The sequence below is a fragment of the Streptomyces sp. JNUCC 63 genome (assembly GCF_054366325.1).
The window spans coordinates 3,448,047-3,468,468 of record NZ_CM135963.1; the positions used below are offsets into that span (position 1 = coordinate 3,448,047).

Sequence of the window (20,422 nt, forward strand, 5' to 3'; positions counted from 1 at the left end):
GTCCGCAGGTAGATTCGTTCGAGACCGGTGTGCCGCCCGCACGCGGCAGGAACCGGCCGCCGCCGACGATTGCAGGAGTGATTCGCGTGGATCGTGTCGCGCTGCGCGGCCTGAAGGCCCGCGGGCACCACGGCGTGTTCCCCAAGGAGCGCGAGGAGGGCCAGACCTTCCTCGTGGACGTCGTCATGGGAGTGGACACCCGGCCGGCCGCGGCCGACGACGACCTGGCGAAGACCGTGCACTACGGCATCGTGGCCGAGGAGGTCGTGGCCGTGGTGGAGGGCGAGCCGGTGAACCTCATCGAGACGCTCGCCGAGCGCATCGCCCAGGCCTGTCTGAAGCACGAGGGGGTCCAGGAGGTCGAGGTCTGCGTCCACAAGCCGGACGCACCGATCACGGTCCCCTTCGACGACGTGACCGTCACCATCACCCGGAGCCGAGTATGAACGCACCCTTCACCCAAGGGCACAGCGACCCGACCGTCCAGCCGGTGCCCGCATCGGTCGTCGAGAAGGTCGACGCCGCCGACACCACGCTGCAGAACCCCAAACGAGCCGTGATCTCGATCGGCTCCAACCTCGGCAACCGCCTGGAGACCCTCCAGGGCGCCGTCGACGCCCTGGAGGACACTCCGGGCGTCCGCATCAAGGCCGTCTCCCCGGTCTACGAGACGGAGCCGTGGGGCGTCGAGCCCGGCACCCAGCCGTCGTACTTCAACGCGGTGGTGATCCTCAAGACCACCCTCCCGCCGTCCTCCCTCCTGGAGCGCGCCCACGCCATCGAGGAGGCCTTCAACCGGGTCCGCGACGAGCGCTGGGGGCCGCGCACCATCGACGTCGACATCGTCGCCTACGCCGAGGCCGTCTCCGACGACCCGCTCCTCACGCTCCCCCACCCGCGCGCCCACGAACGCGCCTTCGTCCTCGCCCCGTGGTACGACGTGGATCCGCAGGCCCAGCTTCCCGGCCGGGGCGCGGTGGCCGACCTGCTGACCTCGGTCACCCACCAGGGTGTCGAACCGCGGGGGGACCTGGAACTCCGGCTGCCCGAGTAGTCGTTAAGGTCTAGACGACGCAAAACCTGCGCGAGACGTACGACCGACCACAGTCCGGGGGAGCTGAAGGGACACCGTGAGAGAGCTGCGCATCAGGGTGCTGGCCGGCGTGTTCTTCGTCGCCGGAGTGTTGTCCTGGGCGGTCGCCCGTCTGTGGAACGCGGTGGGGACCCTCCCCAGCGTCCCCTTGGCCGCCCCCGTCGTCCTCGCCCTGATCGCCGCGGTCCTCCTGGCCACGGCGCTCTCCTTGCGGGCCCGGCTGAAGGCCCAGCGAGAGCGCCGCCCCGGCGCCAAGGGCGTCGACCTCCTGATGGCGGCCCGCGCGGTCGTCTTCGGTCAGGCCAGCGCCCTGGTCGCCGCTCTCGTCGCCGGCATGTACGGCGGCACGTGCGTCTTCCTGCTGGAACTCCTCGACATCCCCGCCCGGCGCGACCAGGCCGTCTACGCCGGCTTCTCGGTCGTCACCGGCATCGCGGTCATAGCGGCCGCCCTGTTCCTCGAACGGGTCTGCAAACTCCCGGAGGACGACGACCACAACCATCCGGGGGCGGAACCGGTGGCGTGAGGGCCACCGGGCTGCAGGGCGAGATGTCCGTCCAGCCCGGCACTCGGGCCCGTGGACTTGGTCAGCCTCTCGCGACACGACTTGCGGGCGCGGGTCCGACCTCTGTTCCGGCGCCACCGCGAAGGTCACGTGGTCGGTCACGACAGCCACGACCTGACGGACCCTCACGGTCGCCACCTCCGTCGTATCAGCGATGAGCTCCGCTGCTCCGGGACCGTGTCGGATACCACTGACAATCAGGTCAGCGCGCCATGATCAGGCTCATCGCCTCATTACGGGTGGCCGGATCCCGCAACTGTCCACGCACCGCCGATGTGATGGTCTTCGCACCGGGCTTCCGAACTCCGCGCATCGTCATGCACATGTGCTCACACTCGACGACGACGATCACACCGCGCGGCTCCAGGATCTCCATCAGCGAGTCCGCGATCTGCGTGGTGAGCCGCTCCTGCACCTGCGGACGGCGGGCGTAGACGTCCACGAGCCGGGCCAGCTTCGAAAGACCCGTGATCTTTCCGTCGGCTGACGGAATGTAGCCGACGTGGGCGAATCCAACAAACGGTACGAGATGGTGTTCACAGGAACTCAGGACTTCGATGTCCTTCACGAGGACCATCTCGTCGTGCCCCAGGTCGAACGTCGTCGTCAGGACGTCCTCGGGCTTCTGCCACAGGCCCGCGAATATCTCCCTGTAGGCCCGGGCCACCCGTGCCGGTGTTTCGCGCAGTCCCTCGCGGTCCGGGTCCTCGCCGACCGCGATGAGGAGTTCGCGCACGGCGTTCTCGGCGCGCTTCTCGTCGAACTCGCCGATGGTCGTCTCGCCGTCCAGCGTCACGGGGTCGGTCATGTGAAGCCTCGTTCCTGGTGTGTCTGATCTGCGGACATGCGAAATGCCGCGCCCCCCAGGCTAGAACCAGGGGGGCGCGGCATACATTCCGGGGCCGGTGCGGTCCGGCGCCAGGTCCGTCAGCTGTCCGGACGGTCCTCCGGGGCCTGCTCCGTGGCCGGGGCGGGCTCGGTGGCCGTGGACTTGACCGTGCTGATCGCCGGCGTCGCGCCGTTCGCCCCGTTCGTCAGCGCGAGCTCCTTCGGGGAGAGCACCGGCGGGCGGGTCGACGGCGTACGGCGGGAGGAGCCGGTCCAGGCGGGCCGCGGCGGGCGCTTGACGATGGGGGCGAAGATCTCGGCGATCTCCTCCTTGCCCAGGGTCTCCTTCTCCAGGAGGGCCAGGACGAGGTTGTCGAGGACGTCGCGGTTCTCGACCAGGATCTCCCAGGCTTCGTTGTGCGCGTTCTCGATGAGCTTCTTGACTTCCTCGTCCACCAGAGCGGCGACCTCTTCCGAGTAGTCGCGCTGGTGAGCCATCTCACGTCCGAGGAACGGCTCGGTGTTGTCGCCGCCGAACTTGATCGCACCCAGGCGCTCGGTCATGCCGTACTGCGTGACCATCGCGCGGGCCGTGGTGGTGGCCTTCTCGATGTCGTTCGCCGCGCCCGTGGTCGGGTCGTGGAAGACCAGCTCCTCGGCCGCGCGGCCGCCCAGCATGTAGGCCAGCTGGTCCAGCATCTCGTTGCGCGTGGTCGAGTACTTGTCCTCGTCCGGGAGCACCATCGTGTAGCCGAGGGCGCGGCCGCGGGACAGGATCGTGATCTTGTGGACCGGGTCGGAGTTCGGCGAGGCCGCCGCGACCAGGGCGTGACCGCCCTCGTGGTACGCGGTGATCTTCTTCTCCTTGTCCGACATGATCCGGGTCCGCTTCTGCGGGCCGGCGACCACGCGGTCGATCGCCTCGTCCAGCATGTGGTTGTCGATCAGCTTCTGGTCGCTGCGGGCCGTGAGCAGCGCGGCCTCGTTCAGCACGTTCGACAGATCGGCACCGGTGAAGCCGGGGGTGCGGCGGGCGACCGCGGACAGGTCGACGTCGGGCGCGACCGGCTTGCCCTTCTGGTGGACCTTGAGGATCTCCAGACGGCCCAGCATGTCGGGGCGGTCGACGGCGATCTGCCGGTCGAAGCGGCCCGGGCGCAGCAGCGCCGGGTCGAGGATGTCGGGGCGGTTGGTGGCGGCGATGAGGATCACACCGCCCTTGACGTCGAAACCGTCCATCTCGACGAGCAGCTGGTTCAGCGTCTGCTCGCGCTCGTCGTGACCGCCGCCGAGGCCGGCGCCGCGGTGGCGGCCGACCGCGTCGATCTCGTCGACGAAGACGATCGCCGGCGCGTTCGCCTTGGCCTGCTCGAACAGGTCGCGGACCCGGGAGGCACCGACACCGACGAACATCTCGACGAAGTCGGAACCGGAGATCGAGTAGAAGGGCACGCCGGCCTCGCCCGCGACGGCACGCGCGAGCAGGGTCTTGCCGGTGCCGGGCGGACCGTAGAGCAGCACGCCCTTGGGGATCTTCGCACCGACGGCCTGGAACTTGGCCGGCTCCTGCAGGAACTCCTTGATCTCATGGAGCTCCTCGACGGCCTCGTCCGCGCCGGCGACGTCCGCGAACGTCGTCTTCGGGGTGTCCTTGGTGATGAGCTTGGCCTTGGACTTGCCGAAGTTCATGACCCGGGAGCCGCCGCCCTGCATCTGGTTCATCAGGAACAGGAAGACGACCACGATGAGGACGAAGGGCAGCAGGGAGAGCAGGACGCCGACGAAGGCGTTCTGCTTGGTCGGCGAGACCGTGTAGCCCTTCGGGATCTGCTTGTCCTGGTACTTGGTCTGCAGCGTGTTGGCGATGGTGACGCCCTGGTCGCCGATGTAGCTCGCCTGGATCTTCGAGCTGCCCTCGACCTTCTGGCCGTTCTTGAGCTCGACCTTGATGGTCTGCTCGTCGCCGGTGGTCAGCTTGGCCTGCTGGACCCTGTTGTCATTGATCGCTGCTACGACCTGGCCTGTGTCCACCGTCTTGTAGCCGCCGGACTCGCCGACGACGTTCATCAACACGACCACGGCAAGGACGGCCAGCACGATCCACATGACCGGCCCACGGAAGTATCGCTTCACGTCCATCCATACGGAGCGGTGCCGCCCCGTCCCTCCTGCCATAGTGAGTTTGATAAGACAGTTCTTCTGACGGTACCCCAGCCCTGCGGCTCGAAGCCGCACGGGAGGGCTGGCGTTCCCGTCTGCATGCTCCAACGGCTCCGGGGCCGCCGGGGTTCCCGATCAACGTACGGCGCATGGCCCCTTCGGGATTCAGCCGCCGTAGACGTGGGGGGCGAGCGTACCGACGAACGGCAGGTTCCGGTACTTCTCGGCGTAGTCCAGGCCGTAGCCGACGACGAACTCGTTGGGGATGTCGAAGCCGACCCACTCCACGTCGATGGCGACCTTCGCGGCCTCCGGCTTGCGCAGCAGCGTGCACACCTTCAGGGAGGCGGGCTCGCGGGTGCCGAGGTTGGAGATCAGCCAGGACAGGGTCAGGCCGGAGTCGATGATGTCCTCGACGACCAGGACGTGCTTGCCCTTGATGTCGGTGTCGAGGTCCTTGAGGATCCGCACGACGCCGGAGGACTGGGTGCCCGCGCCGTAGGAGGACACGGCCATCCAGTCCATGGTGAGCGGGGTGGACAGCGCCCGGGCCAGGTCCGCCATGACCATGACCGCGCCCTTGAGGACGCCGACGATCAGCAGGTCCTTGCCCTCGTACTCCGCGTCGATCTTCGCGGCCAGCTCGGCCAGCTTCGCGTCGATCTCTTCCTTGGTGATGAGCACCTGCTTGAGGTCGGCACCCATGTCTTTCGCGTCCACCCGCATCACTTTCGGTCGGTCGTCCCACCGGCTGTTCCGGCCCGCCCCGGCGGGGGCGGCCGGCCGCCGCGGTCTCCCCGGAGGGGGAGACCGGCGTCTCTCCCCCTGGGGGAAGGATTCAGCCTTGCCGAATCACCAGTCTGCCACCCTGCCGCTGGGCGACGACTCTGCCCGGGAGGTTGATGGCCCCCTGGCCGCGCCAGCCGGTGATCAGCCGGTCGACTTCCTCGATGTGCCGGGCGAAGAGGGAACCGGCCGGGGCGCCGGCGTCGATGGCGGCGCGGCGCAGGATGCGGCGGCGCACGGCGGGGGGCAGTTCGTGGAGCTTGGCGCACTCCAGGCGGCCGGCGTCGTCGCGGACGGCGGCCTCGGCGTGGCTGGCCCAGGCGTCGAGGGCGTCGGCGTCGTCGCGGGAGAGCTGGGCGGTGCGGGCGAGGGCCTCGACGACGCCCTTGCCGAGGGCCTTCTCCAGGGCGGGCAGGCCCTCGTGGCGCAGCCGGGAGCGGGTGTAGGCGGGGTCGGTGTTGTGCGGGTCGTCCCAGACGGGCAGGGACTGGACCATGCAGGCCGTACGGGCGGTCTGCCGGTCGATGTGCAGGAAGGGGCGGCGGTAACGGCCACCGGCCCCCGAGACCGCGGCCATTCCGGACAGGGAGCGGATGCCGGAGCCGCGGGCGAGGCCGAGCAGCACGGTCTCGGCCTGGTCGTCCCGGGTGTGGCCGAGCAGGACGGCGTGGGCGCCGTGGCGGTCGGCGGCGGCGTCGAGGGCGGCGTAGCGGGCGTCACGGGCGGCGGCTTCCGGTCCGCCGTCGCGGCCCACGGTGATGGCGACGGCCTCGACCGGGTCCAGGCCGAGTTCGCGCAGCCGCTGGGCGACCTCGTCGGCGCGCTGGCCGGAGCCGGCCTGGAGGCGGTGGTCGACGGTGATGCCGCCGGCCCGGATGCCGAGCTTGGGCGCCTCGAAGGCGAGGGCGGAGGCGAGTGCCATGGAGTCGGCGCCGCCGGAGCAGGCCACGAGCACGAGCGGCGCGGGCGGGCGCTCGTGCGGTGCCGGTGGATTCTCGGGGCCCTGGGGGGCCGGCGCGCCGTGGCGGACCCGCGGGGTGCGGCCCGGTGCCGGCACGCCGTGCGGCGGCTGCCCGGGGAGCTGCGCGGCCCGGGGGCCCGGCCGGTCGTGCGTGGCCGGCGGCGCGGGGTGGGACGGAATCTGCTCGTTCAGGATGTCGTGGAGGACGCGGCGTACCGCCAGGCGTATCGCCGCGACCGCAGGATGGGGACCCATGTCCGGTTCCCTTCACGGAGTCTTCGGGGGGTGAACCCGATATCGGTCACTCAGAGTGTGTAGATGGTGACAGAAACGGGGCGTTCCCCGAGCATCGCACGCCTACCCATCGCTCACGGTCCCTCGGACGGGTGATTGGAGCGGCGTTTGCCTGCCGTCGGCCGGATCCGGTTCACGGCGATCGCCGGCGTGGTCACGGCTCGGCCCTGCGGTGCACCCGTGCGATCCAGTCCGCCGGTTTGGCGATCTCCGCCTTGGTCGGGAGGGTGTTCGGGGAGGTCCACACCCGGTTGAAGCCGTCCATGCCGACCTGCTCGACGACCGCGCGGACGAAGCGCTCGCCGTCCCGGTACTGCCGCAGCTTGGCGTCCAGGCCGAGCAGCTTGCGCAGGGCCGTGTCCAGGCGGGAGGCGCCCTTGGCGCGGCGCTGCTGGAACTTCTCGCGGATCTCCGCGACGGTCGGTACGACGTCCGGGCCGACCCCGTCCATCACGTAGTCGGCGTGGCCCTCCAGGAGGGACATCACGGCGGTGAGGCGGCCGAGGATCTCCCGCTGGGCCGGGGTCTGGACCAGCTCGACCAGGGAGCGGCCGCCGTCGTCCTCCTCGCCCTCGGGGCGGCCGCCGACCAGCGACTGGGCGGCATCGCGGATGCGCTCCAGGAAGGCCATGGGGTCGACGTCGGTCTCCGCCAGGAAAGACTGGATTTCGCCCTCGAGGTGGTCGCGCAGCCAGGGCACGGCGGTGAACTGCGTGCGGTGCGTCTCCTCGTGCAGGCACACCCACATGCGGAAGTCGTGGGGCTCCACGTCGAGTTCGCGCTCGACGTGGACGATGTTCGGCGCGACGAGCAGCAGCCGGCCGCCGCCGTTCTCTCCGGCGGGCAGGTCGCGGGTGGTCGGGGCGAAGGTCTCGTACTGGCCGAGGACGCGGGAGGCGAGGAAGGACAGCAGCATGCCGAGCTCGACGCCGGTGACCTTGCCGCCGACGGCACCGAGGACCGCGCCGCCGGGGGTGCCGCTGCGGCGCTGCTGCATCTTGTCGAGGAGCGGTTTGAGGATCTCCCGGAAGCCGGCGACGTTCGCCCGGACCCAGCCGGGGCGGTCGACCACGAGTACGGGCGTGTCGTGGGTCTCTTCGGTGCCCAGACGGGTGAAGCCGCGGACGTGTTCCTCGGAGGCCCTGGCGTGCCGGCGCAGTTCCGCGACGACGGCCCGGGCCTCGTCCCGGCTCACCTCGGGGCCCGGCCGTACGAGCCGGGTCGCGGTCGCGACCGCGAGATTCCAGTCGACCATCCCGGGAGTTGCGGCACCACCGATGCTCGTCATGGGTCAACGGTACGTGAGCACTGCCGCTACTGGCAGGGCGGCGAGCTGCGGCAGGGTCGGTGTCACTTGACCGGTCACCCGGAGTTGCAGGCCGTGCCCACCCTCCCCCGAGCTCTGAACGAGCAGGGGAACCCCCATCGCCCTGCGGAACGACTGCCCACGGCGGTGAGGAGCCGGTGTCGGCCGGCGGGTCAGTGGCAGGGGCAGGTGGTCAAAGTGGTGGCCGATTGGTCCAGGGCTGATTGGGCTGCCTCCTGGCCGGTGGTGTTTTCCGCGAGGAAGGCGAAGGCCAGGAGGCGGCCGTCCTGGGTCACCACCGTGCCTGCCAGGGTGTTGATGCCGGTCAGGGTGCCTGTCTTCGCGCGGACCAGTCCGGCCGCGCCGTCCGCGTAACGGCTGGTCAGGGTGCCGGTGAAGCCGGCGACCGGGAGGCCGGTGAGGACCGGGCGGAGTTCGGGGTGGGCGGGGTCGGCCGCCTTGAGGAGCAGGGCCGTGAGCAGGCCGGCGGTGAGCCGGTCGGCCCGGTCGAGACCGCTGCCGTCGTGGAACGCGGCGCCCGTCAGAGGGAGACCGAGCTTTTGAAGCCGGGCCTCGATCGCGGCTGCGCCGCCGGCGAAGTCGGGACGGGCGCCGGTCGCGACGGCCGTGTGGCGGGCCAGGGCCTCGGCGATGTCGTTGTCGCTGTTGGTGAGCATGCGTTCGACCAGGTCGGACAGCGGGGGCGAGGAGACGGCCGCCAGGGCCTCCGCGCGCGCGGTCGCCCGGGACGGGCCGGCGGCCGTGGTCCGGATGCCGGCGTCGGACAGCAGACGCGCGAAGGTGTCCGCCGCCTGGTCCGCCGGGTCGGCCGCGCGCGGGGCGGGGCCGCTGGTCGAGTCGTCGGTGCGGGCCTCGTCGGTCATCAGGGCGGTGACCCGGGCGATGTTCTCGTTGACGCCGATGGGGTGCAGGTCGGAGCCGGCGTACAGCGAGGTGTCGTACGACAGTGTCACCTCCGTCACGCCCCGCTTGGTCAGCGCGGCCGCCGTCTCGTCGGCGAGGGCGCGCAGGCTCGCCCAGCCCCGGGCGTCCTCGCGGGCGGTGAGCGTGGGGTCGCCTCCGCCGACCAGCACGAGTTCCCCGGTGCCGGGCTCCAGGACGGCGCGGGTGACGAGCCGGTGGTCCGCGCCGAGGGCGGACAGCGCGGCGACGCCGGTGGCGATCTTGGTGGTGGAGGCGGGGGTGAACGCCTCGTCGGCCCCCTGGCCGTACAGCCGCTTGCCGGTGGCCACGTCGACGACGGAGGCGGAGCGGCGGGTGCCGAGGGCGGGACTGCGCAGCAGCGGGTCCAGGGCGGCCGCGAGGCCCGAGCCGTCGGACACCGGCTCCATCGGGCCGCCGGCCCCGCCGAGCCCCACCAGCACCGGCAGGGCGCTGGGCGCGGGCAGGGCCCCGTCGGCGGACGTATCACGCGTACGCGACGTGTCGGGCGTATCGTTTCGGCGGCCGTGATCTGCGCCACCCGCGTGCTCCAGGGCGACCGCCCGGCCCCGCTCGGCCGTACGCTGGCCGGAGGAGTCCCAGGGGCCGGCGGCGGTCACCACACCGGCGGCGAGCGCCAGTCCGGCCGTGGCGGCACCCGCCGTGTACTGCCAGGTCTTCGGCGTCACAAGCCGCGGCCCGGCGGCTCGCGCAAGCCGCGCGAGCCGCGGTGCCACGGCCCGTGCCGCTCGTGCCAGACGCGGCCGTGCGGCCCGCGCGAGGCGGGCCAGACGCGGTCTCACGGCACGCCAGGCCCTCGGCTCCGGCACGACCACCAGCCCCTTTCGCGATCACACACCTGCGTGAGGGACACTTAATCACCAGAACTATGTGCTGATCATGGAGGAGCCACCGGTGGAGTTCGACGTCACGATCGAGATCCCGAAGGGTTCGCGGAACAAGTACGAGGTGGACCACGAGACCGGTCGTATCCGCCTGGACCGTCGACTCTTCACTTCGACCAGCTACCCGGCCGACTACGGCTTCGTCGACAACACCCTCGGCGAGGACGGCGACCCGCTGGACGCGCTGGTCATCCTGGACGAGCCGACGTTCCCCGGCTGCCTCATCAAGTGCCGCGCCATCGGCATGTTCCGGATGACGGACGAGGCGGGCGGCGACGACAAGCTGCTGTGCGTTCCGGCGTCCGACCCGCGCGTGGAGCACCTGCGGGACATCCACCACGTGTCGGAGTTCGACCGGCTGGAGATCCAGCACTTCTTCGAGGTCTACAAGGACCTGGAGCCCGGCAAGTCCGTCGAGGGCGCCAACTGGGTGGGCCGCGCCGACGCCGAGGCCGAGATCGAGCGTTCCATCAAGCGCTTCCAGGAGCATGGCGGTCACTGAGCCGTCCGTCGCCCTCGGGCCGTGCCACCCCGCCGGGGCGGTACGGCCTGTTCCTGTGCGCGTACGGCCGGGCCCGTCTGCGCATACTGAGACTGACGGAAGGTGTCGTTCAGGGAGCGTTGCTCAGTGACGGATGCGGAGGACAGCAAGCCGCAGTCGGACGAGGCGAGGAGCACGTTCGAGGCTCCCGCGGGACCCTCGGTGACCCAGGTCCAGATGATCCCGGTCGTCCAGACGGGCGACGGCGAGTCGTCCACGACGTCCGAGTTCGCCGTACCCGAGGGTCTGGCCGTCCCCCGGACGGGGACCGAGTCGGAGGCCACCTCCGAGTTCACGATCCCGGAGGGGCTCGACATCCCGCAGCCGCCGGCCGCGGAGCCCGAAGGGTCCGCGTTCAGCACGCCGAGCACCTACAGCGCCCACCATGCCCCGCTCGCCTTCACCCCGCCGGGCGGCGTCCCGGTGGTCAGACTGACCAAGGACGCCCCCTGGCAGGACCGCATGCGCACCATGCTGCGCATGCCGGTGGCCGAGCGTCCGGCGCTCGAGCCGGTGCAGCGGACCGAGGAGGGCGGCCCGGCCGTCCCGCGCGTGCTCGACCTGACCCTGCGTATCGGCGAGCTGCTGCTCGCGGGCGGTGAGGGCGCCGAGGACGTGGAGGCCGCGATGTTCGCGGTCTGCCGTTCCTACGGCCTGGACCGCTGCGAGCCGAACGTCACCTTCACACTGCTGTCGATCTCCTACCAGCCGTCCCTGGTGGACGACCCGGTTTCGGCCTCCCGCGTGGTGCGCCGCCGCGGCACCGACTACACCCGTCTGGCGGCCGTCTTCCAACTCGTCGACGACCTGAGCGACCCGGAGACCCACGTCTCCCTGGAGGAGGCCTACCGGCGGCTGGCGGAGATCCGCCGCAACCGGCACCCCTACCCCGGCTGGGTGCTGACCGGAGCCGCCGGACTGCTGGCGGGCGCGGCCTCCGTGCTCGTCGGCGGCGGCCCGCTCGTCTTCGTGGCGGCCGCGCTCGGCGCGATGCTCGGCGACCGGCTGGCGTGGCTGTGCGCCGGGCGCGGACTGCCGGAGTTCTACCAGTTCACGGTCGCCGCGATGCCGCCGGCCGCGATCGGCGTCGCGCTCACCGTCACGCACGTCGACGTGAAGGCGTCCGCGGTCATCACCGGTGGACTGTTCGCGCTGCTGCCCGGACGGGCGCTGGTGGCGAGCGTGCAGGACGGGCTGACCGGCTACTACATCACCGCCTCCGCGCGCCTGCTGGAGGTCATGTACTTCTTCGTCGGCATCGTCACCGGGGTGCTGCTGGTCCTGTACTTCGGCGTGAAACTGGGCGCCCCGCTCACCCCGGACGCGGCCCTCGGCATCAGCGAGCGGCCCGTGCTGCAGATCGTCGCGTCGATGCTGCTGTCGCTGACCTTCGCCGTGCTGCTGCAGCAGGAGCGGTCCACCGTGCTGTGGGTGACGCTCAACGGCGGCGTCGCCTGGTCGGTGTACGCCGCGATGCACATCGTCGGCGGGATATCGCCGGTGGCGTCCACGGCCGTGGCGGCGGGCCTGGTGGGTCTGTTCGGGCAGCTGCTGTCGCGGTACCAGTTCGCGTCCGCGCTGCCCTTCACGACGGCCGCGATCGGTCCGCTGCTGCCCGGTTCGGCGACGTACTTCGGCCTGCTGGCGATCGCGCAGAACAACATCGACAAGGGGCTGGTGTCGCTGGCCAAGGCGGTGTCGCTCGCCATGGCCATCGCGATCGGCGTGAACCTCGGGTCGGAGATCTTCCGGCTGTTCCTCAGGGTGCCGGGCGGCGCCTCGGCGGCGGGCCGCCGGGCCGCCAAGCGCACGCGGGGATTCTGACCCGGAGCGCCCGAGACCCCCTCTCAGGGGGCGCGGTGGTAGCCGCCGTTGTCCGGGTACTGCGGGTTCTGGCCGTAATGGCCCTGCTGGTCATAGCCCTGCTGACCGTAACCCTGCTGGTCATAGCCCTGCTGACCGTAGCCCTGCTGGTCGTAGTGGCCCTGCTGGTCGCCGTACGGCTGCTGGGGGTGCTGCTGCGGCTGGTTCTGGTTGCCGTACTGGTACGGCGGCTCGACGCGGCGCAGGCGGGTCGTGGCGTCGTCCATGACCGGCTGCTGGTACTGCTGCTGGTACGGGGCGGGGGGCTCCTGTCCGGCCGGCTCCTCGGCGTCGTTCCTCTTCCCCTGGGAGCGGGCGCGCAGGAACTCGATGATGATCGGGACCACCGAGAGGAGGACGATCAGGATGAGGATCGCCTCGATGTTGTTCTTGACGAAGGGGATGTTGCCCAGCCAGGAGCCGAGGAGGGTCACGCCCGCGCCCCACAGCACGCCGCCGATGACGTTGAAGATCAGGAACGAGCGGTACCGCATGCCGCTGACGCCCGCGATGATCGGCGTGAACGTGCGCACGATGGGCACGAAGCGGGCCAGGACCAGGGACTTGGGGCCGTGCTTCTCGAAGAACTCGTGCGCCTTGGTGACGTTCTCCTGCTTGAACAGGCGGGAGTCCGGGCGGGTGAAGAGCGCCGGGCCGACCTTCTTGCCGAACATGTAGCCCGCCTGGTCGCCGAGGATCGCGGCGACGCAGATGAGGGCGATGGCCGACCACAGCGGGAAGTCCAGCTGCTTCGACGTGATCAGCAGACCGGTGGTGAACAGCAGGGAGTCGCCCGGCAGGAAGAAGCCGATGAGGAGGCCGGACTCGGCGAAGACGATGAGGAGCAAACCCCAGATGCCGAACGTGTTGAGCAGATAGTTCGGATCCAGCCAGCTCGGGCCTAGGGCAAGCGTCATCACGGTTCCGGACTCCTGACGGGGGTGGGGAGATACGGCGTCGGGGTGCCGAGGCACAGCCTCGGTGCACTGCCGCACAAACTACCAACGCAATGTGTACGCTCCAGGTTCCACTCGGGCCGAGGGGGTGTGCTGCGGGCCTGCTCGCGCCATGCTGTGGGCCATGGGTATCGAGGATTACGGCGGCGGCCAGTGGCCCCAGTCGGACGTGCTGGTCGTGACGACGAACGACGTACCCGGCCACCGGGTGGAGAAGGTCATCGGCGAGGTCTTCGGGCTGACGGTCAGGTCCCGGCACCTGGGCAGCCAGATCGGCGCGGGCCTGAAGTCGATGATCGGCGGTGAGCTGAAGGGGCTCACCAAGACGCTGGTGCAGACGCGCAACCAGGCCATGGAGCGGCTCGTCGAGCAGGCACGCGCGCGTGGCGCCAACGCGGTGCTCGCCTTCCGCTTCGACGTGACCGAGGCCGCGGACGTGGGCACGGAGGTGTGCGCGTACGGCACGGCGGTGGTCCTGGCCCGGGAGTGACCCGCGCCGGGGGCCCGGGCCAGGCGGCTAGGAGGTGTGCCGGTCCGCGTTGGCGCGGACCGCCTCGCGCATGTACGCGGCCAGGCCCGGCCGGATCCTCTCGTAGGTCGCGGTGAAGCGAGGGTCTGTGACGTACATCTCCGCCAGGCAGGCGTGCATCTCGTGCGCGCAGTCGTAGTAGCTGCTGGAGATGAACCGGCGGTGTTCCTCGGCCACGTCCATGGCGGCCTTCGAGCCGGCCGGTGTGCCCGCGTCGAGCAGCGCCGCCATGCGCCGGTGGATCGCGTCCTGCTCCTCGGTGAGCCGCTGCCAGTCCTCCTTGGTGTACGAGGCGGTACGGCGCCGGGACTGCCGGTGGGCCTCCGTGTCGCCCCAGCGCTGCTGGACCTCCTCGGCGTAACTCTCGGGGTCGTGGTCGCCGAAGACCTCGAACCGCTCCTCCGGCGTGAGGTTGATGCCCATCCTTTGCGCCTCCATGGCGTGCTCCACGGCCGCGGCCATCTTCCGCAGCTTCTCGATCCGGGCGGTCAGCAGCTCGTACTGGCGGCGCAGGTGCACCCGCGGGTCCGCTTTTCCGGTGGCCTGGTCGTCGAGCAGGGCCGCGACCTCCTCGAGCGGGAAGCCGAGCTCCCGGTAGAACAGGATCCGCTGCAGCCGGTCGAGGTCGGCGTCGCTGTAGCGCCGGTGGCCCGCGTGGCTGCGCTCGCCCGGGACGAGCAGGCCGATGTCGTCGTAGTGGTGCAGTGTGCGCACCGTCACTCCGGCGAAACCGGCGACCTGTCCCACGGTGTAGCTCACTTCCGCTCCTTCCTCGGTACGCGCTCCACAGTGGGTCCTCACGTCGCGTGAGGTGCAAGCGCGCTTCCCCCGGGGGTGCCGGGGCGTTTCCCACTCCGGATGTTGTGCCGCTTTTGTCCGCTTATCGTGAGCCCGTGGCCCAGGACACCGCACAGCAGGAACCCACCGCCCCGGCGGCCCCGGCCCGCGCCCTGCTGCCGCTGATCCTGCCCGCACTGGCCGTAGGTGTCGGCTCCAGCCTGATGTTCCTGCTGGTGAGCGGACTGGCCGAGGAGTTGCAGGGAGCACTCTGGCAGGACCTGCCCGACGCACTGGGCATCGGCCGGTACTCGGTGGTGTGGATGCTGGTCGTGCTCACCGCGACCGGGGTCCTGGTGGGCCTGGTGGTGTGGAAGGCGCCGGGGCACGCCGGTCCCGATCCGGCGACGCTGGGCCTGACGGCCGCCCCGATCCGGCCGGCCGTGCTGCCGGGACTGCTGGTCGCCGCCATGCTGATGCTGGCCGGCGGGCCAAGTCTTGGTCCGGAGAACCCCATCATCATGGCAAATGTGGCCCTGGCGTTCTGGCTGGGCCGCAGGCTGCTGCCCCGGATGCCGGGCGCGCTGTGGCCGGTGCTGGCGGAGGCGGCGACGATCGGCGCCCTGTTCGGCACGCCGGTGGCCGCCGCGCTCGTGATCTCCGAGGCGCTGGCCGGGCGGCCGATGAAGGGGGCGCTGTGGGACAACCTGTTCGCACCGCTGGCCGCCGGGGCGGCGGGCGCCATGACGACCGCCGTGGTGGCCCACCCCACCTTCGACCTGGGCCTGCCTCCCCTTGGCCACCCCCGCTGGGACGACCTCCTGGCCGCGCTGGTGATCGCCTCCGCGGCCGCGCTGCTCGGCCTCGCCGCCGTGTACGTCTTCCCGTACGTCCACCGGGCCTTCTCGCGGCTCGGGCACCCGATGGTGGCGCTGCCCGTCGGCGGGCTCGTGCTCGGCCTGCTGGGGGCGCTGGGCGGCCATCTGACCCTCTTCAAGGGGCTGTCGGAGGTCGCGGAGCTGGCCCGCGACCCCGACGGCTGGACGGCGGGGCAGTTCGCGACCATGGCCGTGGTGAAGCTGGCCGCGCTGCTGGTCGCCGCGTCCTGCGGCTTCCGCGGCGGGCGGATCTTCCCCTCGGTGTTCATCGGCGCCGCGTTCGGGCTGACCGCGCACGCGCTCGTGCCCGCGGTACCGCCGGCGCTGGGCGTGGCGGCGGGCGTCCTGGGCATGCTCATGGCCGTCACCCGGCAGGGCTGGGTGAGCCTGTTCACGGCAGCGGTCCTCGTCTCCTCGCCGACGATCCTCGCCCTGCTGTGCATCGCCTCGCTGCCGGCCTGGCTGCTGGTGACCGGCCGGCCGCAGATGCGGCTCTCGGCGGACGGGAGGGCGATCCGCTGACCCTCCCGCTCCGGCTCCCCTCGACCTTCGCTCACCCCGTAGGAGACAGTCCATGCCGCTCCACCGAGGACACGAGAAGCCCGACGAGCGCCCCCTGTCCGTCAACCCCTTCTACGGGGAGGCGAACCCGGCCGTGGAGATGGCCGAGGCGCCGCCCAAGCACCGGCTCGCGGAGGCGCCCCTGACGCCCACGACGGCGTATCAGCTGGTGCACGACGAGCTGATGCTGGACGGCAACTCCCGGCTGAACCTGGCCACGTTCGTCACCACCTGGATGGAGCCGCAGGCCGACACGCTGATGGGCGAGTGCCGGGACAAGAACATGATCGACAAGGATGAGTACCCGCGCACCGCCGAGCTGGAGCGGCGCTGTGTGGCGATGCTCGCCGACCTGTGGAACGCGCCGGATCCGTCGGCGGCCGTCGGCTGTTCGACGACCGGGTCGAGCGAGGCGTGCATGCTCGCCGGGATGGCGCTCAAACGGCGCTGGGCGCGGAGCAACGCCGACCGCTACCCCGCGCGGGACGTGCGCCCGAACCTCGTCATGGGCGTCAACGTCCAGGTCTGCTGGGAGAAGTTCTGCAACTTCTGGGAGGTGGAGGCCCGCCGGGTTCCCATGGAGGGCGACCGCTTCCACCTCGATCCGCAGGCCGCCGCCGAGCTGTGCGACGAGAACACCATCGGAGTCGTCGGCATCCTCGGCTCCACCTACGACGGCTCCTACGAGCCGGTCGCCGACCTGTGCGCGGCGCTGGACGCCCTGCAGGAGCGGACCGGCCTGGACGTCCCCGTGCACGTGGACGGCGCCTCGGGCGGCATGGTCGCGCCCTTCCTCGACGAGGACCTGGTGTGGGACTTCCGCCTGCCGCGGGTGGCGTCGATCAACACCTCGGGGCACAAGTACGGACTGGTCTACCCGGGCGTCGGCTGGGCGCTGTGGCGCGACCGGGAGGCACTGCCCGAGGAACTGGTCTTCCGGGTCAGCTACCTGGGCGGCGACATGCCGACCTTCGCGCTGAACTTCTCCCGGCCGGGCGCCCAGGTGGTGGCGCAGTACTACACGTTCCTGCGGCTGGGCCGCGAGGGCTACCGGCTGGTGCAGCAGTCCACCCGCGACGTGGCCCGCCACCTCGCCGAACGGATCGAGGCGCTCGGCGACTTCCGGCTGCTGACCCGCGGCGACCAGCTGCCGGTGTTCGCCTTCACCACGGCGGCGGACGTCACGTCGTACGACGTGTTCGACGTCTCCCGGCGGCTGCGCGAGAACGGCTGGCTGGTGCCCGCGTACACCTTCCCGCCCAACCGGGAGGACCTGTCCGTCCTGCGCGTGGTCTGCCGCAACGGCTTCTCGGCGGACCTCGCCGAACTGTTCGCCGAGGACCTCGCCCGCCTCCTGCCGGAACTGCGTCGGCAGCCGCACCCCCTGACCCGGGACAAGGAGGCGGCCACCGGCTTCCACCACTGACGGCCGTACAGCTGTACGGTCGTCAGCGGTCGTCAGCGGTCGTCAGCGGTCGTCAGCGGTCGTCAGCGGTCGTCAGCGGTCGTCCTCCGGATGCCGCTCCCCCGTCGCGTACGGGTTCTCCTCGCCCTCGGCCAGGACGCCGACGAACGGCTCGCCCTCACCGGCGAAGGTGTAGGCGCCGCGTTCGAGGCGTTCGACCAGGCCCCGGGTCCAGGCGGCGTCGGAGTCGGCCCGGTGGAGCCAGAGGTTCATGATCTCGCCGATGTGGCCGAGCCGTTCGGGGCCGTCCTCGGGGACGTAGTGCTCGGTGACGGCGGTCCGCCACTGCCCGATCCGCCGGATCCGCTCCCGGAGCAGGGCGATCGCCTCGTCCCTCGGCAGGTCGACGAGGAAGCCGACGGCCGCGGACTGGATGTCCATCTTCTGGTCGTAGGCGACCAGGGCCTCCCGCAGCAGCCGGAAGTACTCCTCGGTGCCCGCGTCGGTGATCTCGTACTCGGTGCGGGGCGGCCCGCCCGCCGTGGAGGGGGCGGTCTCGTGCGCGTGCAGCAGTCCCTGCCTGGCCATCTGCTTCAGGGCGTGGTAGATCGAGCCGGGCTTGGCGTTGGACCACTCGTGCGCGCCCCAGTACTCCAGGTCGCCCCGCACCTGGTAGCCGTGGGCCCGCCCGTGCTGACGGACGGCGCCCAGCACCAGCAGACGGATCGCTGACATGCGCCCCAGGTTAGGGCCGCCGGCTCAGCCGGCCTGCACCAGGGCCACCAGTTCGAGCGCGGTCCTCCCGTCCAGCGACTCCCGGACGATGTCGGCGTGGCCGGCGTGCCGGGCGGTCTCCCGGATCAGGTGCAGGCACAGCCGGCGCACGGAGACGCGCTCGTCCTGCGGGAACCACGGGGCGTCCGGCAGCGGGAAGGTGTCGTCGAGGCCCGGGACGGACCGGACGTACGCCTCCGTCCCGGCGGCGGCCTTCTCCCAGTGCTCCAGCCGGGAGGCGACCGTCTCGTCGCCCAGGAGCCGGAAGCTCTCGTGCCAGTTCGACTCGTCGCGCGCGACCGCCGGCGGCTCCTGCCTCGCCCGTGCGATCCAGCCCTGCTCGACCTCGGCGACGTGCTTGAGCAGCCCGCCCGGGGACAGCCCGCTCGCGCTCGGACGGCTGCGGGCCTGCTCCTCGGTCAGCCCGAGCAGCGCCCGGCGGATCCCGCCGCGCTGCTCCTCCAGGAACGCCGGCAGCGCGCCCCGCTCGTCGCCCCGCTCCTCGGCTCGCACGTGAGTGACCATGACCGGCCGCCTTCCGTCGTGTTCGTGCCCTCTTGCCCGACACCCGCGACGCCCCGGGCCCTTGCGGTCAGGTTCTGACCGCAAGGGCCCGGGGCACGGAAGTACGCCTGGGGAAGGCTTCTAGAACGGGAACTCGCTCCGCCCACGCTGCACCGAGATCCACTTGGCCGTGGTGAAGGCGTCCACGGTCGTCTCGCCGTTCAGGCGGCCGACGCCGGAGTGCTTCTCACCGCCGAAGGGGACGAGCGGTTCGTCGTGGACGGTGCCGTCGTTCACGTGGAACATGCCGGTGTCGATCCGCCGGGCGAAGGCGACGCCCCGCTCGACGTCCGCCGTGTGGACGGCGCCGCTGAGCCCGTACGGGGTGTCGTTGACGATCCGGACAGCCTCCTCCTCGCCGTCGAACGGGATGACGAAGGCGACCGGACCGAAGACCTCCTGCCGGAGCAGGGAGGAGTCGGCGGGCACGTCCGTCAGGACGGACGGCTCGACGAGGTTGTCGGTGGTACCGCCGCGCACCAGGGCCGTGGCGCCCTCGGCGAGAGCCTGCTCCACGGCGCCCGAAAGGTCGTTCGCCTGGGTGGAGTTGATCACCGGCCCGATGACGGTCCGCGGGTCGCTCGGGTCGCCGACCCTCAGCGACTTCACCTTGGCGACGAACTTCTCGGTGAACTCCTCGGCGACCGAGCGGTCGACCAGGACCCGGTTCGCGGCCATGCAGACCTGGCCCTGGTGGACGTACCGGCTGAAGACGGCCGCGTCGACCGCGTAGTCGAGGTCGGCGTCGTCGAGGACGACGATCGCGCTGTTGCCGCCGAGCTCCAGCACCGAGCGCTTGAAGTGGGAGGCGCAGACCGTGGCGACGTGCCGGCCGACCTTGTCGGAGCCGGTGAAGGAGATGACCTTCGGGACCGGGTGCTCCAGGAAGGCGTCGCCGATCTCGGCTATGTCCGTGACGACGACGTTGAGCAGACCGGCCGGCAGCCCCGCGTCCTCGAAGATCTTCGCGATCAGGGTGCCGCCGGTGACCGGCGTGTCCTGGTGCGGCTTGAGCACCACGCCGTTGCCGAGGGCGAGGGCCGGGGCGACGGACTTCAGGGACAGCAGGAAGGGGAAGTTGAAGGGGCTGATCACGCCCACGACACCGACCGGCACCCGGTAGACGCGGTTCTCCTTGCCGTCGACCGGGGACGGCAGGATCTTCCCCTCGGGGTGCAGCGCCAGGTGGGCCGACTCGCGCAGGAACTCCTTGGCGAGGTGCAGCTCGAAACCGGCCTTCAGATGCGTGCCGCCGAGCTCGGCGATGATCACCTCGGTGATCTCCCGCTCGCGCTCCTCGACCAGGCGCAGCGCCTTCTCGAGGACGGCCCGGCGGGCGTAGGGATTGGTGGCCGCCCACTCCTTCTGGGCGCGTGCCGCGCTCCGGTAGGCCTGATCCACCTCGTCGACCGTGGCTATGGTGATCGAGGCCAGCTTCTCGCCGTCGTACGGGTTGAAGTCGATGATGTCCCAGGAGCCGCTGCCCGGGCGCCACTCGCCGTCGATGTACTGCTGGGCCAGGTCGGTGAAGTAGGACGGCATCTGATCCCTCAATCCCCTGCTGCCGATGCGGTCGAAGCAGTCGGAGCCCGATCAACTCCCGATCACTTCCTGTCGGTCTGATCGCATGTCATCGTACTTGCACACGAAAGAAGTTGGGGGCCGGAAACGGCTTCCTACGGGGATTCCCCATGTCGGCGGGATTCTCTACGCCGGCGGGATCCTCCGCGCCGG

19 protein-coding genes are annotated in these 20,422 nt (G+C 71.0%); 8 read left to right on the forward strand and 11 right to left on the reverse strand.

Features of this window, described 5'->3' with window-relative positions:
• The first annotated feature begins 86 nt into the window (after positions 1–86).
• The 3 genes from folB to ACX25U_RS15705 all read left to right on the forward strand — a co-directional run bounded on the left by folB (position 87) and on the right by ACX25U_RS15705 (position 1,619).
• Positions 87–446: a dihydroneopterin aldolase gene (folB, locus tag ACX25U_RS15695; RefSeq protein ID WP_454392588.1), complete on the forward strand. Its 360-nt coding sequence runs from the start codon at positions 87–89 to the stop codon at positions 444–446.
• Complete coding sequence (gene folK / locus ACX25U_RS15700) at positions 443–1,054, forward strand: 2-amino-4-hydroxy-6-hydroxymethyldihydropteridine diphosphokinase (protein WP_454392590.1); 612 nt, start codon at positions 443–445, stop codon at positions 1,052–1,054. The genes folB and folK overlap by 4 nt, the downstream gene beginning before the upstream one ends.
• A 76-nt stretch (positions 1,055–1,130) precedes the next feature.
• Positions 1,131–1,619, forward strand: coding sequence for a DUF3180 domain-containing protein (locus tag ACX25U_RS15705; RefSeq protein WP_454392592.1), 489 nt, complete (start codon positions 1,131–1,133; stop codon positions 1,617–1,619).
• A 241-nt stretch (positions 1,620–1,860) separates the two neighbouring features.
• Here ACX25U_RS15705 and folE read toward each other — a convergent pair whose 3' ends face one another.
• From folE to dacB, 6 genes are all read right to left on the reverse strand, one after another.
• Positions 1,861–2,466, reverse strand: a complete 606-nt coding sequence (folE, locus tag ACX25U_RS15710) for a GTP cyclohydrolase I FolE (RefSeq protein WP_454392594.1) — start codon at positions 2,464–2,466, stop codon at positions 1,861–1,863.
• 119 nt (positions 2,467–2,585) lie between these two features.
• Complete coding sequence (gene ftsH / locus ACX25U_RS15715) at positions 2,586–4,625, reverse strand: ATP-dependent zinc metalloprotease FtsH (RefSeq protein ID WP_454392596.1); 2,040 nt, start codon at positions 4,623–4,625, stop codon at positions 2,586–2,588.
• 186 nt (positions 4,626–4,811) lie between these two features.
• The gene (gene hpt / locus ACX25U_RS15720) at positions 4,812–5,372 is read right to left on the reverse strand and encodes a hypoxanthine phosphoribosyltransferase (protein ID WP_111001528.1); all 561 of its coding nucleotides are present in this window, start codon (positions 5,370–5,372) and stop codon (positions 4,812–4,814) included.
• Positions 5,373–5,484: 112 nt separating this feature from the next.
• Complete coding sequence (tilS, locus tag ACX25U_RS15725) at positions 5,485–6,648, reverse strand: tRNA lysidine(34) synthetase TilS (RefSeq protein WP_454392599.1); 1,164 nt, start codon at positions 6,646–6,648, stop codon at positions 5,485–5,487.
• 193 nt (positions 6,649–6,841) lie between these two features.
• A complete protein-coding gene (locus tag ACX25U_RS15730; protein ID WP_454394298.1) occupies positions 6,842–7,942 on the reverse strand; it encodes a zinc-dependent metalloprotease in 1,101 nt (366 codons plus the stop codon).
• A 224-nt stretch (positions 7,943–8,166) separates the two neighbouring features.
• Positions 8,167–9,771, reverse strand: a complete 1,605-nt coding sequence (gene dacB, locus ACX25U_RS15735) for a D-alanyl-D-alanine carboxypeptidase/D-alanyl-D-alanine endopeptidase (protein ID WP_454392600.1) — start codon at positions 9,769–9,771, stop codon at positions 8,167–8,169.
• 79 nt (positions 9,772–9,850) lie between these two features.
• Here dacB and ACX25U_RS15740 point away from each other — a divergent pair, with 79 nt between their 5' ends.
• A complete protein-coding gene (locus ACX25U_RS15740; protein ID WP_454394300.1) occupies positions 9,851–10,342 on the forward strand; it encodes an inorganic diphosphatase in 492 nt (163 codons plus the stop codon).
• A gap of 126 nt (positions 10,343–10,468) precedes the next feature.
• On the forward strand, positions 10,469–12,205 hold the full coding sequence (locus ACX25U_RS15745; protein WP_454392602.1) for a threonine/serine ThrE exporter family protein: 1,737 nt from the start codon (positions 10,469–10,471) through the stop codon (positions 12,203–12,205).
• 23 nt (positions 12,206–12,228) lie between these two features.
• Here ACX25U_RS15745 and ACX25U_RS15750 read toward each other — a convergent pair whose 3' ends face one another.
• Complete coding sequence (locus ACX25U_RS15750; protein ID WP_454392604.1) at positions 12,229–13,164, reverse strand: VTT domain-containing protein; 936 nt, start codon at positions 13,162–13,164, stop codon at positions 12,229–12,231.
• A 160-nt stretch (positions 13,165–13,324) separates the two neighbouring features.
• Between ACX25U_RS15750 and ACX25U_RS15755 the strand changes: the two genes are divergently transcribed.
• Positions 13,325–13,690: a YbjQ family protein gene (locus ACX25U_RS15755; protein ID WP_454392605.1), complete on the forward strand. Its 366-nt coding sequence runs from the start codon at positions 13,325–13,327 to the stop codon at positions 13,688–13,690.
• A 27-nt stretch (positions 13,691–13,717) separates the two neighbouring features.
• Here ACX25U_RS15755 and ACX25U_RS15760 read toward each other — a convergent pair whose 3' ends face one another.
• A complete protein-coding gene (locus ACX25U_RS15760; RefSeq protein ID WP_454392607.1) occupies positions 13,718–14,488 on the reverse strand; it encodes a MerR family transcriptional regulator in 771 nt (256 codons plus the stop codon).
• Between the two features lie 134 nt (positions 14,489–14,622).
• Between ACX25U_RS15760 and ACX25U_RS15765 the strand changes: the two genes are divergently transcribed.
• Both ACX25U_RS15765 and ACX25U_RS15770 read left to right on the forward strand, forming a co-directional pair.
• On the forward strand, positions 14,623–15,906 hold the full coding sequence (locus ACX25U_RS15765; protein ID WP_454392609.1) for an ion channel protein: 1,284 nt from the start codon (positions 14,623–14,625) through the stop codon (positions 15,904–15,906).
• Positions 15,907–15,958: 52 nt separating this feature from the next.
• Positions 15,959–17,371, forward strand: a complete 1,413-nt coding sequence (locus tag ACX25U_RS15770) for a glutamate decarboxylase (RefSeq protein ID WP_454392611.1) — start codon at positions 15,959–15,961, stop codon at positions 17,369–17,371.
• Between the two features lie 72 nt (positions 17,372–17,443).
• Here the strand turns inward: ACX25U_RS15770 and ACX25U_RS15775 are convergent, their stop codons facing one another.
• The 3 genes from ACX25U_RS15775 to ACX25U_RS15785 form a co-directional block, all read right to left on the reverse strand.
• Entirely contained in the window at positions 17,444–18,085 is a 642-nt protein-coding gene (locus tag ACX25U_RS15775; RefSeq protein ID WP_454392613.1) for a PadR family transcriptional regulator, read from the reverse strand.
• Between the two features lie 24 nt (positions 18,086–18,109).
• Positions 18,110–18,649, reverse strand: a complete 540-nt coding sequence (locus ACX25U_RS15780) for a DinB family protein (RefSeq protein WP_454392615.1) — start codon at positions 18,647–18,649, stop codon at positions 18,110–18,112.
• 120 nt (positions 18,650–18,769) lie between these two features.
• Positions 18,770–20,230 (reverse strand): aldehyde dehydrogenase family protein, encoded by a 1,461-nt coding sequence (locus tag ACX25U_RS15785; protein ID WP_454392617.1) that lies wholly within the window; start codon positions 20,228–20,230, stop codon positions 18,770–18,772.
• Positions 20,231–20,422: the final 192 nt, after the last annotated feature.